This is a genomic window from Solitalea longa, assembly GCF_002920915.1.
GTDB classification, from domain to species: Bacteria; Bacteroidota; Bacteroidia; order Sphingobacteriales; family Sphingobacteriaceae; genus Solitalea; species Solitalea longa.
In genome coordinates, this window is sequence record NZ_PQVF01000007.1 from 43,526 (window position 1) to 60,216 (window position 16,691).

The window sequence follows — 16,691 nt, forward strand, 5'->3', positions numbered from 1 at the left end:
GCAAAAAATGAAAAAAATATACTTTTTCTGCATTCTATTGCTCTCCATATTCCTCGCTTTTTCCGCGAAGACCTATGCACAAAACTATACTTGGAGAAATGTAGGGCCCCAAGCTTTTCCTATTGATGCAGCCCAAGCGATTGCCGGGCAGGGGAGGGTGACCCATTTCAAATTCGATCCAGTAAATCACAACCGGATATATGCCATCTGTGGTCTTTCGGCCTGGGTAAGTGACAATAAAGGCGATAATTGGAAAACTTTGGGTACGGACAAAATGCCCTATCTCTTGACCAGTTCCTCTATTTGTATCGATTATACGGATAATAACACACTGTATTTGGGTACAGGTGAACCGTGTTACTATGGGGGAGGAAATGGTGTGTGGAAATCGACCGATGGCGGGGCTACTTTTCAGCCTTCTAATACAGGTATGACTGGTGGATGTGTCAGAGAGATTTTAATGGATCCTACCGACCATAACACGGTTGTTGCCGCTACAATGGATGGTATTTTCCGTACTACTGATGCCGGTGCCACTTGGACCAAAATTGTTAATGATAAGTTTGTTGATATGCGCTTCGCTCCGGAGCCGGGTTCAACAACGCTTTATGCGGTAACCTATAACAACGGTATCTTTTACAAATCGACCGACATGGGCCTAAACTGGACCTCTCAAACTATTAATACAATACCTAATACTAATAATACCGCAAGGGTAGCCGTAAGTGATGCCGATCCAAATGTGGTATATGTGTCTTATTTCGGTAGCAATAGCGGTGCTATAAACGTACCTTCAGCATCATCCTATGGAGGTGTTATCTACATGTCAAAAGACCGCGGGGCAACGTTTACGCTGAAAAAAGGAGATAATCAGCCTAACCTGGTTGGATATGCCAGAAACGCGGCCGGTCAAGGACTCTACAATTTCGACTTGGTGGCCGATCCGAACAATGCAAAAACGCTGTACTTGTGTGGGCACCTTATCTGGAAAAGTACGGATGAAGGAGTGAATTGGGTTCAAGCCTATCAAACCACTTGGCAAAAAACCATTCATACCGACATGCACTGGTTAAGGTTTAACCCTTATAATTCCTCAGAGATGTATTGTGCTACTGATGGAGGTTTCTATTTGAGTAAAGATAATGCCGTAACCTGGACACCAAAAACCCAAGGTATGGCTAACACTCAGTTTGCCAGCATAGCCAATAGCCCAATAAGTAAGCATTTAATTGCTGGCGGTACTCAGGATAACGGAGAGCTATTTTATTATAATGGTGTGTGGACGAGTAGCTATCCTGGTGATCAAAACTCAGTTTACTATCACGATAACTTTTCTGACTTTGTCTATTTAGTCGCCCCCGGAACCTCCTCTGCCCCTGTCAACGCCTCTAAGAAGGATTATAAGCGATGGCCTAACTCTAGTTTCGTATGGGACATCGGTGTTGATCCTAATACTATGGGTCCTACTCGAACAAATTCTGACAAATTGGCATTTTCTAAATTTCAAGCAAATCAGGCTTTTTGGTCATATAGAGAAGTGTGGCGTTCAAACAACATTGATGCTGGGCCTACCCCTAACAACACTAGCCTTCCCAAGCCAACCTGGACCAAAATTTACTCCAAAGTGCCGATGACAATGGCAATGGCTCAATCGCCGGCAGATATTAATACGCTGTTTGTACTTGGTGAGGATAAGAAGATTTACCGTAGTTATAATGTCAATGCAGCAACACCCTCTTTTTCGGCAGGTGTGAGTGCTCCGCAGCCTTCAGGGAATGCCAGTACAGGCGCATTGGCGGTATTTAAAAACGGTGTAATGTACATGGCGAGTAATGGTTATGCGTATAGAACAACTGACGATGGCACTACTTGGACAGCAATAGGTTCAGGCCCTGTTACCACCCGTCTGAATTCTGAAAACATAGAGAATATGGTGGCAGATACCACCCGCCAGGATATTGAAGCGATATATGCTCAAACCGGACGAGCCGTTTATTATAAAGATAATACAATGACCGATTGGGCCCTTTATTCAGATGGTTTACCAAGTTTGGTGGCTTTAAAAGGTTTTGATATTTTCTATGATCAGGACAATAAAGAGAATAGCTTATTAAGACTGGGCACTTATGGCCGTGGGGCATGGGAATGCTACCTGGTTAATAGTACTCCTGATCAGACAAATTCGCCTCCCGTTGTTAACATCTCGTCAATGGTAGATGGGGAAAGCTTGTATGCAAATCAGTCAATAAAGCTTACGTCAAAAGCAACTGATCTAGATGGCCACATTGTTAACGTTGAATATTTTAATAATGGAAAATCAATTGGTAAGGCATCCCAGCTTCCATATGAGGTACCATTTACCGTTCCAAATTTAAGCGGTGAACAGCTGACCATTACGGCGGTAGCTACAGATGATAAAGGTTTGCAAGGTGTTTCTACTCCGGTTAAGGTTACTTTAACAGAGCCACTATGTGGAAGCGGAAGCTCTTCATTTATTGCACCACAAACAAAATTAAAAGTACATTCTTTTGATAATGAGCTCTTTTTTAGTGGTATACATACAGCACCTAGGGTTATAGATAATAATAAAACCTTGGCTTGGAATACAAATTATCCAATTGTACCAACGCAGCCAGGTCCTTATCCTCCTTTTCCGCATTGGATTGCACTTGATCTGGGAGCCGACTATTCAGTAAATCAATTTATGGCCACTTGGGCTAATGCTGGAGACGGAAGGGTTAAGGATTACGAGTTTTATGTGTCCATGGATCCCAACGATTGGGGCCAACCGGTGGCCAAGGGGTCATTTGAAAACACCGCTGATGATAAGCTGGTTACTTTTGCCGATAAAAAAGGAAGATACGTTAAATTTGTAGGGCTTTCAGGTCAAACTGATGTACCACAAATAGCACTTGGTGAGCTTTATGTAGGGGGTTGCCCTTTTAACGAGCCTCCTGTTGTATCCATTTCTTCTCCATCAGATAATCAGAAATTCGGTCAGAGTACAGGCGCTACAATAGAAGCTTCGGCTACTGATGCGAATGGTTCGGTTGTTAAAGTAGAATGGTTCGAAGGAACAACTAAACTTGGCGAATCATTAACATCGCCATACACCTATACGTTTAACAGCACTGTACCAGGGGCATATAAATTAAGAGCGGTTGCTACAGATAATTTAGGTGCAAAAGCAGCTGCATATGTCAGCGTAACTATTTTTGATGATATCCTTCCGGTTATTAACACAGTAGCAGGTGCATTAGACGCTACACTGCAATGTAGCGATGCAACAGGCTTAACCGCAGCTTCGGCAATGGTTCCTGTGTCTACAGATAACGTTACTGTAAATCCGGAACTTCATGTAGTGAGTGATAACACTGTTAGGGCTAATGATGCTGAATTTGTTCGTACCCGCGTATGGAATTTCACTGACGAAGCAGGCAATGTTTCGGATAACTATACACAGGTTATTAAAGTAATTGATGATACGTTCCCTGTTTTAACAGGAACTGCACAATTTAACCATAGTTTTACGGGCTCAACCTACACCGTGCCATCTGTTACTGTAACAGATAATTGTGGTATTAATACATTAACCTATGAGATTACCGGTGCCACCACCAGAAGTGGTGCAGGGGTTAATGCCAGCGGTCAATTCAATGAGGGAGAATCAAACATTATCTGGACGGCTTTAGATCACGCCGGTAATGCAAGCACTTTTAAAACTTTTGTTGTGATTGGTGCTCAACCAGGTCAATCAATTATTTTCCCGGCCTTAACTGCAAAAACATATGGAGATGCAAGTTTTGATTTAACAGGAACCGCCACTTCGAACTTGAGCTTGACCTATTCATCAAGCGACCCTTCTGTTGCTTCTATCAATAACAATACGGTAACTATCCATAAAGCAGGAACTGTTACCATTACAGCCAGACAGGATGGAGATGAACTCTATAAAGCGGCAACTCCTGTATCGCGCACCTTAACAGTAGGCAAAGCGAACTTGACGGCAAGCGCGGATAATTTGTCAAAAACTTATGGCGATGTCAATCCTGACTTAACAGTATCATACAGCGGTTTTGTAAACGGCGATAATGTTTCAAGCTTAACAAGTGCTGCAACAGTTTCGACCAACGCAACAACTACAAGTGCTGCAGGTAACTATGCGGTCATAGCCAGTGGAGCTGCTTCTTCCAACTATACTTTTGTATATCAAGACGGTACCTTAATGGTAAATAAAGCGAAATTAACAGTAATTGCAGATAATAAGTCAAAAACTTATGGTGCAGCCAATCCAGCTTTAACCATATCGTACAGCGGTTTTGTGAACGGTGAAAATGTTTCAAGCTTAACAAGTGCTGCAACAGTTTCTACCAACGCATCAGCAGCAAGTGCTGCAGGCACGTATGCAATAACAGCTAGCGGAGCCGCTTCTTCAAACTATTCGTTGGTATACCAGGAAGGTACCTTAACAATCAATAAGACGGTATTAATGGTAAATGCTAATAATCAGCAGATGTGCCAAGGTAATAGTTTACCAGCCCTTACCATCAGTTATAGCGGTTTCATGAATGGCGAAAATCCGGCTAATTTGCAAACAGCGCCAAGTATAAACACCACTGCTAGTGCTACGTCCGTACCAGGAACTTATTCCTTAACGCCGGCGGGTGGAGTTTCCAATAATTACATCTTTAACTATGTAAACGGAACTTTAACGATCAACGGCAATCCTCAGCTGAGCATCAGCAGCAACAGGTTCCAAAGAATTTATAAAGGAGATATCGTGGAGTTGAAGGCAGAAGGTTCGGCTACGAAATATGAGTGGGATGAAGCTGCCGGAATACTATCGGGTAGAAACTCGGCGGTTTTGACGGTTCGCCCTATGCAAACTACAACCTTTATGGTTAGAGCATATAATGCTTCAGGCTGTTATGTAGAGCAACTTTATAATATTGAAGTGCTGGATGAGTTCAAAATACAGGATGTATCCAATGTTTTAACGCCAAACGGCGATGGCAAAAATGATAAATGGATGGTGCGCAATATTGAGTTGTATCCGAATAACATGGTGAAAATCATAGATAAGTCAGGACGACTCATTTACACTAAGAAAGGTTATCTGAATGAGTGGGATGGTACTTTTAATGGATCAAGATTGCAGGAAGGTACCTATTATTATGTTATTGATTTAGGTAACGGAATGGAGCCAGTAAAAGGCTTTATCTCAATCGTGCGCAACTAATTGAATATTAAAAAAGCCAGAATCAATGAAAAGAATTCATAAAAAGTGTATTTATAGCCTAATGACAATTGTATTGTCATTAGGCACCATCCTGCCGGCAATGGCGCAAATGAGCTCGATGCCGGGTCAGTATTTTTTTAACCCGTATCAGGCTAATGCAGCCCTTGCCGGTGCTGATTCCAGCCTAAGTATGGTCATGTCATACAGCAAACAAAACACTGGCTTACCCGGAGCACCCATTAACGCATTTATCAGTGTTGATGGTTTTTTGGGAAAACGTGTTGGTTTGGGTTTAAACATTTTGAATCAGAAAGCTGGTTTGTTTAATCAAACCCGAGTAGCCATGTCTTATGCCTATCACTTGCCGGTGGCCGAGGGCAAACGTCTGAGTTTTGGACTTTCTGCAGCGGTAGGTAATGGGAACATTTATTTAGATGAGGCAATTGGCGATCAGGATGATGGATCGCTAAGCGACTATAATGAGAGGAGTATCTATTGGGATATTGACTTCGGATTAGCTTATGTCGCCAATGGTTTGACTGTACAGGCCGTTGTTCCTTCCTTTCGAAATCACCTTATAAAGGATAGTTATCAAACCGCCGACCGCCCGTCTTTTTTCAGCTCGGTATCCTATAAATTTAATTTGGGCGAACAGCTTAACAGTATCGAGCCCAAGTTATGTTATACACAATTCAAAGATTATCCGAATGTTTGGGACTTCGGGTTCGATATGAGATTTGCAAAGACGGTGAATTTACAGGCCCTTTACCACACGACAAACAACTATTCCCTAGGTATGGGGGTTGATGTTTTATCAAGATTTAAGGTATTGGCCATGTATACTTCACAAGCCGGTGAACTCAAAAAGTATAGTGATGGAGGCTTGTCTCTTAATTTGAGAGTTAAATTATATAAAGCCAACTAAAAAATAACTTTTGCCGGAAGGCCTGCAAACCAGTAGGCCCTCCGGTAATTCAATTATATCAAAATCTAATGAAAGTAAAATTACTAGCGCTTTCGGCCTTATTAATGTCTGGCAGCTCTCTTTATGCCCAGAATAGAAATTTTGTGCTGAACGGGAAAATTAAAGAACTAAAGGATGGGGAGAAGGTAATATTGCTTTACCGCAATTTTAAAGAAATCGATACCATTAGTACCGCTGTAGTTAAGAACGGCAGTTTTACTTTAATGGGATCACTTGCAAGTCCAACTTATCTGAAGTTGAACGTGGCTGGGAAAGACGAGATTCCTTTATTTATAGAAAACACCTCGATGACCATAGCCGGAGAGTCCCTGTTGTTGGCCAAAATCGAGGGCTCAAAATCAAATGCTGAATTTGAATTATTCCAGAAGTCTATGCAAGCAATTCTACTAGAAATGCGCAAAATTGGGGACTCAGCACGATTGGCTTATGAGCAGAAGGATCAGGTTAAAGTGGATAAATTGATGGCCGATATTAACGCCTTGGAAGTCAAAAGAGTTCAGTTGGCGCGTACTTTTGCTATTGCAAATCCGAACTCTTTTGTTTCTCCTGTGGTTATTTTAACTACAGATAAATATGATTTGGACCCGGCGGTTTATCTGCCTATTTATGAAAAGTTTTCACCCGCTGTGAAAGCCGGTATTGCTGGCCAAACGATAAAAAGTCGTTTAGATGCCGCGTTAACAATCAATGTTGGAGATACAGCCCCTGCTTTAGCTGCTAAAACTCCGGATGGAAAAGATCTTTCGCTAGCCGAGGTGTTAAAAAAAGGAGAGCTAACTCTGGTAGATTTTTGGGCCTCTTGGTGTGGGCCTTGTCGCAGGGAAGGTGCGGAAATCCTAAAACTCTATAAGCAATATCATGAGAAGGGCTTTAATGTATTAGGTGTTTCACTAGATACCAATGCCGACTCATGGAAAAAAGCCATTGCAGAGGATAAAACAAACTGGTATCATATCGCTGAACTAAACAATACAAAACTTAAAGCTGCTTTTGGTATCATTAAAATTCCAGCCATCTTTTTGCTGGATAAGGATGGAAAAGTAATCGCCAAGGATCCAAAAGTTGAAGAATTGGCGAAGATCCTTGCTGAAAAATTGAAAACTGATTTAAGTAAAAATTAACCTGAGTTTAATGAAAAAGCGATTATTAACAATAGCAGTCTTGTTAATGGGAGGAGGGGTGTATGCTCAAACGAATCCAAGTTTTGTGCTAACAGCCAAGATTAAAAATTTGAAAGAAGGAGCAAGGGTTATTTTATTGAATTACAAACTTTCAAAGGGAGAAAAAAGTGACACATTAGGCTCAGCAATTGTTCATGATGGTAAATTTCAGTTGAAAGGATCTGTTCCAGGTCCTACCTATGCTAACTTGCTTATTAGCGGGAATTTGCCTTACCAGTTATTTGTTGAAAATTCAAAAATGGAACTCGTTGGCGACTCTGTTAAATCTGCAAATGTGGTCGGCTCAAAATCTCAAACCGATTATATTGTTTTTAAAAAAATGGTGGCGCCAATAGAAGAAGAAATTCTTGCTATGTCAAAACCATTGGCAAAGAAGCCAACAAATGAAGAGCGTGAGCAATTCATTAACAAAGCCGAGGCATTAGCGGCTAATCGAGTAGAACAAGCTTGCTCCTTTGCAACTCAGCATCCTACTTCATTTGTTTCGCCGGTTGTTCTTATAACCACTGCACAATATAAACTTGATTTTCCGGTGGATGCTTACCTTCCGATCTATAACAAACTCTCTGATGCGGTAAAACGTAGTTATGCAGGGAAATTGCTTAAGTATCGTCTTGATAATGCAAAGATGGTTAGGGAAGGAGATATGGCTCCAGCAATATCCGCAAAAACACCTGATGGTAAGGATCTTTCTTTAGCAGAAGTATTAAATGAAGGTAAGCTGACTTTAATAGACTTTTGGGCATCATGGTGCGGGCCTTGTCGGGCATATGGAGCAGAGGTTAGGGAATTATACGCTAAATACAATTCAAAGGGCTTTAATGTTTTAGGCGTTTCAGTTGATACGAACTTAGAGCAATGGAAAAAAGCGATCGCTGAAGATAGAACAGAGTGGCATCATGTTTCAGATGCAAATTTAAAGATTAAAAAGGTTTATGGCATCCTTGCCGTCCCTGCCACTTTTTTAGTGGATGCTAAAGGTAAAGTAATTGCCAAGAATCCTAAAGTTGAAGAATTGGAACAGATTCTTGCCAAAGAGTTGGGGGAGTAACTTTAAAGTAAACCTGGATAAAAAAGGGTAGGATAATCCATATAAATGCGCAAATAATCCATTGTTATTGTCGTTTGATAAAGTCAATTTTCAGAACCAAATCAAAATAACAATCATCCATAATATTCCGGGAAACGTAAAAAACAGTGTAAGGGTGATGAAAATTCAGGAGGATGTAACTCTATTGTAAATAAGTTTATTGTCAGGATGGGGGTTGTTATTAAACGACCATTTCCCAGTGACAACTATTGATCTAAAAACGCCTCAAATTAAATCAATAACCAATAACCAAACCGTTTTGCTTTTAAAAGCCTCTAAAAAAATAACAGTAATCCTATTGTTATTCATTCTGTTTTTTCAGTTTGAAGGGGCTGGTCTATTGTTTCTTTTAAGGCATCAGCAAATCAAGAATGAGGTCAATGAGCAAATTTCATCAGGATCAATAAAGGAAACAGTAACGCTTAAGCTCTCCAAACAGCAAGCCCAAAATGATCTTCAATGGAAGGAGGAAGATGAGTTTAGCTATTTAGGAAAGAGTTACGATGTAATTAAGCAGGAACAGCGCGGTGATTCTACAGTGATCTACTGTATTCTTGATACTAAGGATACAGAGGCTTATGCATTGCATGAGAAAATTCAAGAGCAAAAGGCTATAGATAAGGAGAAAAACCAAAAGCAAAAAGTAGAACACTTTGTTGCAAGTGTTTATTTGAAAAACGACTGCTTCTATCAGTTTTATGAAGGTATTTCAACTCCATCCTCCATTGTAGTAGAAAGTGATATTTTAGATAGGGCTATTCGTCCGCCCAACCCTCCCCCTTGGTTTTATTTTTCATCTTAAACATTCGTCCAAATTACCAATGCTTATGGCATTGGCTAATTTTCACATTTTTTTAAAATTGATTAATAAACCAAAATGAATAAATTTTTATTAGCATCTCTTGCACTTTTCGGAACTGTGGGTGTGCAAGCACAAAATTCAACAAATACAAAAACAACAGATTCGCTAAAAATAAAAGAAACAAGCCGTCTGTTAAACGAAGTTACTGTAACAGAAATGTCCAACAAGAACAAGTCTGCTGCAAAATTAGCATTGGCCGATATTAAGCGTGGTCAGGGTGTTTTTATGGATGATGCAATTAATACCAGCATGCCTGGTGTGTTAATGATGCGTCGTTCGGTATCAGGAGGGCAACAATTTAATGTCCGTGGTTACGGAAATGGTTTAGGAATAAGAGGAGCTAACAATAATTTTGATAGCCAGGGTCTAAAAATGTATCTAAATGGCATTCCGGTAACAGATGCGGAAGGCGTAACCATTATGGATGATATCGATTTCGGATCCATATCTAATGTTGAAGTACTGAAAGGCCCTGCTGGAAGTTCTTATGGTTTTGCAATTGCCGGCGTGGTGAATATGCAAACCCAGAAAGCCGAGCTTAACAAAGTATCAATTGGGCAGAATGTAATGGTGGGTGATTTTGGCCTCCGTCGTTACACTACCAGTTTACAGGTAGGCGGTAGCCATTCGTCGATATTGGTAAATTATGGAAAACAGTTATCAGATGGTTTCATGCCACATAACGAATCAACCAAAGATTTCGTTAACATAGTAGGCGATTTCCAATTGAGTGAAAAACAAAAGATCTCTTCTTATTTAGGTTATGCCAACAGCTATGATGAGCGTGCCGGAGAATTAACCGTTGATCAATATAATAAGAAAGACTACTCAGGTAACCCTTCTTATATTAAAAACAATGCACATTCAGAGATTATCGGGTATCGTTTTGGTTTAGGCCATTCTTATGCTTTCAATAAATACCTGGCTAATACTACTTCCGTTTTTGGTTCGTCAAACAAAAATACCGCTAGTTCTGCTGGTGGGTGGACAGACAAGTCTCCTGTTAATGTGGGTATCCGTTCTGCATTCGACTTGAGATTTAATGTATTCGGACGTGAGTTGTCTGGAACTGCAGGAATTGAAGCACAGCAACAAACTTATGAAAGCATTGGTTACAACATGGTGGCTAATAATTTAGATCCAAATGGATATAATCTTATTGGTTCGATGAAGAGCAATATGGCAGTTACCAGTAAAACCTATAATGCTTTTACCGAATGGAATCTGAAGCTGCCATTCATGTTTGATTTTTCAGCTGGGTTGAGTTTGAGCACTATGGATAATCATTTGGAAGACAGATTCTATAATGCCGCCAATAATACCGCTTCTCCTGAAACAAACAAACCATCAGCATACGGTGTTAAATATTCAAATTTGGTATCACCTCGTATCGCTTTAAACAGATCATTTGGTCAAAACTTTTCGGCTTATGCTTCTTACAGCGTAGGTTACAGAGCGCCAGTAAGCGGTAACTTGTTTATCCCATATACAGGTAAAATTAATACTGATTTAAAACCTGAGAAAGGTTCACAATATGAGATCGGAGCTAAAGGCTCATTGCTAAATAATCGTTTAGCTTTCCAGGTAGCATTATTTAATGCTGTTTTCTCTGATAAGATGAGCTCAGTTTCAGTGGCTAATGCCGGCAATACAGCAACTTTGTATTCTTACCTTGTAAATAGCGGAAGCCAGGATAATAAAGGTGCCGAGGTAATGGTGAAATACCTTGCTTACCAATCGTCAAATGGTTTGTTCAAAACCGTTCAGCCCTTTGCTAACCTTACTTACAACGACTTTAAATACGATAACTACCAATACCAATCAAGTTCTACAAGAGTTGTAGCTGATTATTCAGGTTTAGCAGTAGCTGGCGTTGCCCCTTTAACCTATAACTTAGGTGTTGATGCGGCAACTAAATACGGTGTATATGCTAATGTGAATTACAATTACAGAGATGCAATGCCAATTACTTCGGATGGTGCATTTAAAACAAAATCTTTCGATTTGTTGAATGCAAAACTGGGATATCAGCGTAGTTTCTTAAAGAATTTAATGGCTGATATGTACGTAGGGGCAAATAATATCATGGGTACGCAATACTACAACATGGTATTTATTAATCAAATGCCTGATGCATATATTCCAGGTCCGGATAAAATCAATTATTACGGCGGAGTTAATTTGAAATATACCTTCTAATAGTTAAAAAAAGGGATTATTTAGATTTGCACAAAGTCCTGTTATTTTATAATAACAGGACTTTGTTCTAAATTTGCCATTCGAACCAAAACCAATCATTCACTTCTCAAATAACTCATGAAAAAAACAGCCTTCATTATATTGTCTTGCGTCCTGGCCTTTGGATTGGGAGCATGCCATCGTTCTGGCCATAAAGAGCAGCCACTTAATACCGATCGTATAGTTTGCGTATCAAAACAATTAACTGAAATGATTTTTGCCCTTGGTGCCCAAGATAAGTTGGTTGGCACTGACCTTTCCAGCACTTTTCCTGAAGCGGCAAAAAAACTGACCAAAGTAGGCTACCATCGTTTATTAAGTGCAGAAGGGATCATTTCTTTAAAACCTACAGTCGTTTTTCATGATGGAAATATTGCTCCAGCAGCAGCCATTGAACAGGTGAAAAATGTTGGAATTCCAATGCTTGGTTTTGGAAAGACAAAAACGATTGATGATGCCACAAAATTAATAGATTCATTAGGGTTGATCTTTCATAAAGAAACAGCAGCCAAGTTGTTGAATGAAAAACTGTTGAAAGATATGGCTCAAGCCGAGATCCAAATAAAAAATTATAAGGATAAGCCCAAAGTAGTTATTGTGCATTACGGCCAACAGATGAATAATTATATGGCCATTGGGCAAAAAAGTACAGCTACAAAAATGCTGGAATGGGCAGGAGCTGTGAATGTGGCGGAGGTTCCGGAAGGAATGAAACCTTTAAGCCCTGAGTTGATTGCCAAGGCTCAGCCTGATGTTATTTTGGTTACCGATTTTGGATATGATCGACTGGGAAGCATTGAAAAGATCAAACAATTGCCAGGCATAGCCTTAACTCCTGCGGCAAAAAACAATAAGATTTTCCGTATTGAGGAATACGATTTGATTTACCTGGGGCCTAGAACCGGTGAAAATGTGTTGAAATTAGGAAAATTAGTACGTCAATAGTTTGTAAATCTGGAGTAAATGATGAAATCAATAAATGGCAGAATCTATGGAGGTTTGGCATTTTTGCTTCTGGGTGTAATTATTGTTGCGTGTAGCCAGGGTGCCATCCATTTTTCTTACAACCAGCTATGGGATTTTATTCTAGAGCAATCAGGAATTTCGAATAATCAGTGGCCCGCGCTGGATAAAGAAGTGTTTTTTCAAATACGTCTTCCCCGTGTATTGATGTGTGCGGTGGTAGGAGCGGCTCTATCAATGTCGGGAACGTTGATGCAGGCATTGTTTAGAAACCCAATTGTTGAACCCGGTCTGATTGGAACTTCTTCGGGTGCTGCCTTAGGCGCAGCATCGGTTTTTGTTTTGGGTAAGCAAATGACATGGGTTACAGGGTCTGTTTTCGAACCAATTTTATTACCTGCAGCAGCGTTTGCCGGAGGTTTACTCGCAACGATCATTGTTTTTAAAGTGTCCAATACTAAGGGGAGGGTTATTGTGGCTACCATGATTTTGGCCGGTGTAGCAGTTAATGCTATCGCTGCAAGTGGAACCGGTTTTCTGTCGTACATAGCACGTGATCCACAAGCAAGGTCAATTACATTTTGGAATTTAGGCACTTTTTCAGGAGCAGATTGGCTCGGTTTAGCTCTGGTTCTAACAGCAACGATAATTTCTTTCGTACTGGCACTTCGATATGCTAAATCGCTCAACGCACTTTTGTTGGGAGAAGCCGAGGCTTTGCATTTAGGAGTTAGTGTAGAATCTTTGAAATGGAAAATTATCCTGATCAACACATTGATGGTGGGAGTAGCTACAGCTTTGGTAGGAGTAATTGGTTTTGTTGGATTAGTAGTACCACATCTGTTGCGCATGATCGGTGGCAGTGACAATCGTTTTTTGTTGATCGGCTCCGCCTTGCTCGGTGCTGTTTGGCTAGTACTGGCTGATCTATTAGCTCGTATAGTGATGGCTCCCGCTGAATTGCCAATTGGAATTATTACCGCACTGGTTGGGGCTCCTGTGTTTTTAATGATGCTTATTAATCAGGTTCGATCTGAGAAAAAAGGAGGTTTTTATGCTTAAGCTGGAGAATCTGCGTTTTTCTATCGGAGGTAATGAGATCATTAAAGGTGTTTCAGGAGAATTTGAACCGGGTAAGTTATCGATGATCATCGGTCCAAACGGATCAGGCAAATCCACCTTACTAAAAATGATGAGTGGAACGCTCACACCTACTATGGGAACAGTGTGGTTGGGCGATTCAGTATTAAAGAAGCAATCGGAAAAAAAACTGGCAAAATACAGGGCCGTACTTTCTCAACAAACCGATATGCCTTTTCCCTTAACAGTGGAAGAAGTTGTGATGATGGGCCGTTATCCGCATTTTCATTATAAAGCTTCTGTAAAAGATGTAGAGATCTGCCACCTGGCATTAGAAAGGTTGCAGATGAAAAGCTTTGCCAATCGAAATTATTTGACACTTTCGGGAGGGGAGCAGCAACGTGTACATTTTGCCCGAGTGTTAGCACAGATCTGGGAGCCACCTAAGCAAGGGCTGCGCTATCTTTTTCTTGATGAACCGATCACTTCGCTCGATTTAGGCTACCAACATGAGTTTTTAAAAATCGCCAAAGAAATAGCATTAGAAAACACCGTTGTTGTAGCTATTATCCACGATTTAAATTTAGCCATGCAATATGCAGATTATTTAGTGGCCATTAAGGCAGGAAGAATAGTAAGTGAAGGGCGGCCAGGTGTAGCTTTAACAGAAAAATTAATGTTGGATTTGTATGGTGTTCCTGCTCGAATAATTTATCCCCAAGAGGTGGATTTTCCAATTGTTGCCATCTGATAAATAGCTCATTCAACTTTTTCTTTAATCAGAAAATGAAGAATGATAAAGCAATTATTACATCCGTAGTTTATAAAAAAAGCGACTGTTTCATTAAGAACAGTCGCTTTTTATTGTAATCAAAAAATTTTATGCAGCAGGTTTTTGCTGATCAGCAATCAGGTAGTTATGTGGGGTTGTTCTACTTTGTTTTATAAAAAGTAAAACACCAATCAATACGAAAGGTACACTTAACCATTGCCCCATGTTAAAAGTCATCCCTTTCTCAAAATCCACTTGCTCAGCTTTTAAAAATTCAACAAAAAACCGGAATCCGAAAAGCAGTATTAAAAAGAAAGAGAATATGATTCCGTCTTTCATTTTGGTAACATGCTTATAATAATATTTAAGTAGAAAATAGAATAAAGCAAAACAAAACAAGGCTTCATAAATTTGTGTAGGGTGTCTCGGCAATGCATTAGGCCCATCAGAAACTACAAAACGAAACGCCCAGGCCACATCTGTAACCTTACCATAGATCTCTGAATTAAATAAATTGCCTAAGCGAATGCATGCACCGCCCAAAGCAACAACAATTACAATACGATCTAATATCCATAAATAAGGAAGCTTGCTTACATTCTTTGAGAAGAGGTATAATCCGAATAAGATACCCACTGCGGCTCCGTGACTGGCCAAACCACCTTCCCAAATCATTAATATTTTAAGCGGATGCGCTAAATAATAATCAGGCTCATAAAACAAGCAATGACCTAAACGAGCACCTAAAACGGTTGAAACTACCATGTACATGGTAAGTTTATCAAGCACTTCTTCTTTAATACCTTCCTGTTTAAAGATCTTCTGCATAATAAAATAGCCTATTGCAAAGCCCGAGGCGAACAATAGACCATACCATCTCAAAACCAGAGGACCTAATGAAAATATTTCGCGGCTAACATTCCACGTGATGTAATTCAGCATTTATTCAATTTTAAAATCCGGCCTAAATTATAAAAATTTAAACAGTAGCGAATGAAAATTAAAGCTTAAATACAATAATGTTGTTTATGTAGCCAAGATTATTTATAGCCGTAATTTTTCCGTTACCTCCTCATTTTCGGCTAACAGATGCGTTAAATTGGTGTCATGAAAAATTTATTGATCATAGTTATGCTGTTGTTTTGTTCTTTTACAGGCTTTTCCCAGCAAGTAAAGCCTATAAAATTTGAACAACTGCGGCAAATCATTACATCCAACAATGATACTACCTATGTAATTAATTTTTGGGCAACCTGGTGTGCACCTTGTGTTAAAGAACTACCCAACTTCATTCAATTGCAAAAGGAATATAAAACGGATAAGCTTAAAGTGATTTTAATAAGCATGGACTTCCGGTCGAAACTGGAAAGTTCAGTTGAGCCTTTTGTTAAAAAGAAGAATATTCCTTTAGAAGTATACCTACTTGATGAACAGGATCAGGGAAGTGTAATTGATAAAATAGATACCAGTTGGTCGGGTGTTTTACCCGGAACGCTTGTATTAAACAATAAACAAGAATACCGTAAGTTTTACGAACGTGATTTTACTTACAGTGAACTGAAAGAAACATATTTATCCTCAAAAAAATAAAAACATGAAAAAATTAAGTCTGATTGCCTTTATGGCTGTATTAAGTTTATCCGCTTTCGCTCAGGGCTATAAAGTGGGAGATAAGGCTACTGATTTCAAACTAAAAAATGTAGATGGTAAAACTGTATCACTGGCTGATTACAAATCGGCGAAAGGATTTATTGTGGTTTTTACCTGTAACCATTGTCCTTATGCAAAAGCTTATGAAAGCAGAATCATGGAACTAAGCAAAGCTTACGCCGCCAAAGAATATCCGGTAATAGCTATTAACCCCAATGATCCAACAGCTTATCCTGAAGATTCTTTTGATAATATGAAAAAACGGTCTTCTGAAAAGAAATATACATTCCCTTATTTGCTTGATGAATCTCAAGCCATTGCAAAAGCCTACGGCGCCACTAAAACTCCACATGTTTTTGTGCTACAAAAAACGGCCAATGGTAATGTGGTTGAGTATATAGGTGCCATTGACAATGATACCGAAGGCGTAAATGCTAATAAGGTTAAATACGTTGAAGATGCAGTGAATGCATTGTTACTGAATAAAAAACCTGAAACCACCACTACTAAAGCAGTTGGCTGCGGCATCAAATGGAAGTCGATTTAGACTTTCATTAAAAAAGGAAGGTTAAAAATTTTATCTTTGAGCCTGGTTAATACCGGGCCTTTTTATTTTCTGTAAAGCACAATA

The 16,691-nt window shown here is 39.7% G+C and carries 12 protein-coding genes; 11 read left to right on the top strand and 1 reads right to left on the bottom strand.

Annotated features, from left to right (window positions below; translation table 11 throughout):
- The first annotated feature begins 7 nt into the window (after positions 1-7).
- From C3K47_RS10730 to C3K47_RS10770, 9 genes are all read left to right on the top strand, one after another.
- On the top strand, positions 8-5,239 hold the full coding sequence (locus C3K47_RS10730; protein WP_103789141.1) for an MBG domain-containing protein: 5,232 nt from the start codon (positions 8-10) through the stop codon (positions 5,237-5,239).
- A 25-nt stretch (positions 5,240-5,264) separates the two neighbouring features.
- Positions 5,265-6,164 carry a PorP/SprF family type IX secretion system membrane protein gene (locus tag C3K47_RS10735; RefSeq protein ID WP_103789142.1) on the top strand — a complete coding sequence of 300 codons (900 nt, stop codon included), beginning with the start codon at positions 5,265-5,267 and terminating at the stop codon, positions 6,162-6,164.
- 68 nt (positions 6,165-6,232) lie between these two features.
- The gene (locus C3K47_RS10740) at positions 6,233-7,345 is read left to right on the top strand and encodes a TlpA disulfide reductase family protein (protein WP_103789143.1); all 1,113 of its coding nucleotides are present in this window, start codon (positions 6,233-6,235) and stop codon (positions 7,343-7,345) included.
- A 10-nt stretch (positions 7,346-7,355) separates the two neighbouring features.
- The gene (locus C3K47_RS10745) at positions 7,356-8,456 is read left to right on the top strand and encodes a TlpA disulfide reductase family protein (protein WP_103789144.1); all 1,101 of its coding nucleotides are present in this window, start codon (positions 7,356-7,358) and stop codon (positions 8,454-8,456) included.
- A gap of 238 nt (positions 8,457-8,694) precedes the next feature.
- The gene (locus C3K47_RS10750) at positions 8,695-9,297 is read left to right on the top strand and encodes a hypothetical protein (protein WP_133159365.1); all 603 of its coding nucleotides are present in this window, start codon (positions 8,695-8,697) and stop codon (positions 9,295-9,297) included.
- A 75-nt stretch (positions 9,298-9,372) separates the two neighbouring features.
- Positions 9,373-11,556 (top strand): TonB-dependent receptor, encoded by a 2,184-nt coding sequence (locus tag C3K47_RS10755; RefSeq protein ID WP_103789146.1) that lies wholly within the window; start codon positions 9,373-9,375, stop codon positions 11,554-11,556.
- A 117-nt stretch (positions 11,557-11,673) separates the two neighbouring features.
- Positions 11,674-12,540 carry a heme/hemin ABC transporter substrate-binding protein gene (locus tag C3K47_RS10760; protein ID WP_103789147.1) on the top strand — a complete coding sequence of 289 codons (867 nt, stop codon included), beginning with the start codon at positions 11,674-11,676 and terminating at the stop codon, positions 12,538-12,540.
- A gap of 18 nt (positions 12,541-12,558) precedes the next feature.
- Positions 12,559-13,620, top strand: coding sequence for a FecCD family ABC transporter permease (locus C3K47_RS10765; RefSeq protein WP_207765280.1), 1,062 nt, complete (start codon positions 12,559-12,561; stop codon positions 13,618-13,620).
- A complete protein-coding gene (locus C3K47_RS10770) occupies positions 13,613-14,389 on the top strand; it encodes a heme ABC transporter ATP-binding protein (protein ID WP_103789149.1) in 777 nt (258 codons plus the stop codon). The genes C3K47_RS10765 and C3K47_RS10770 overlap by 8 nt, the downstream gene beginning before the upstream one ends.
- A 129-nt stretch (positions 14,390-14,518) precedes the next feature.
- Here the strand turns inward: C3K47_RS10770 and lgt are convergent, their stop codons facing one another.
- Positions 14,519-15,352: a prolipoprotein diacylglyceryl transferase gene (gene lgt, locus C3K47_RS10775; RefSeq protein ID WP_103789150.1), complete on the bottom strand. Its 834-nt coding sequence runs from the start codon at positions 15,350-15,352 to the stop codon at positions 14,519-14,521.
- A gap of 165 nt (positions 15,353-15,517) precedes the next feature.
- Here lgt and C3K47_RS10780 point away from each other — a divergent pair, with 165 nt between their 5' ends.
- Positions 15,518-16,000, top strand: a complete 483-nt coding sequence (locus C3K47_RS10780) for a TlpA disulfide reductase family protein (RefSeq protein ID WP_103789151.1) — start codon at positions 15,518-15,520, stop codon at positions 15,998-16,000.
- A 4-nt stretch (positions 16,001-16,004) separates the two neighbouring features.
- A complete protein-coding gene (locus C3K47_RS10785) occupies positions 16,005-16,607 on the top strand; it encodes a thioredoxin family protein (RefSeq protein ID WP_103789152.1) in 603 nt (200 codons plus the stop codon).
- Positions 16,608-16,691: the final 84 nt, after the last annotated feature.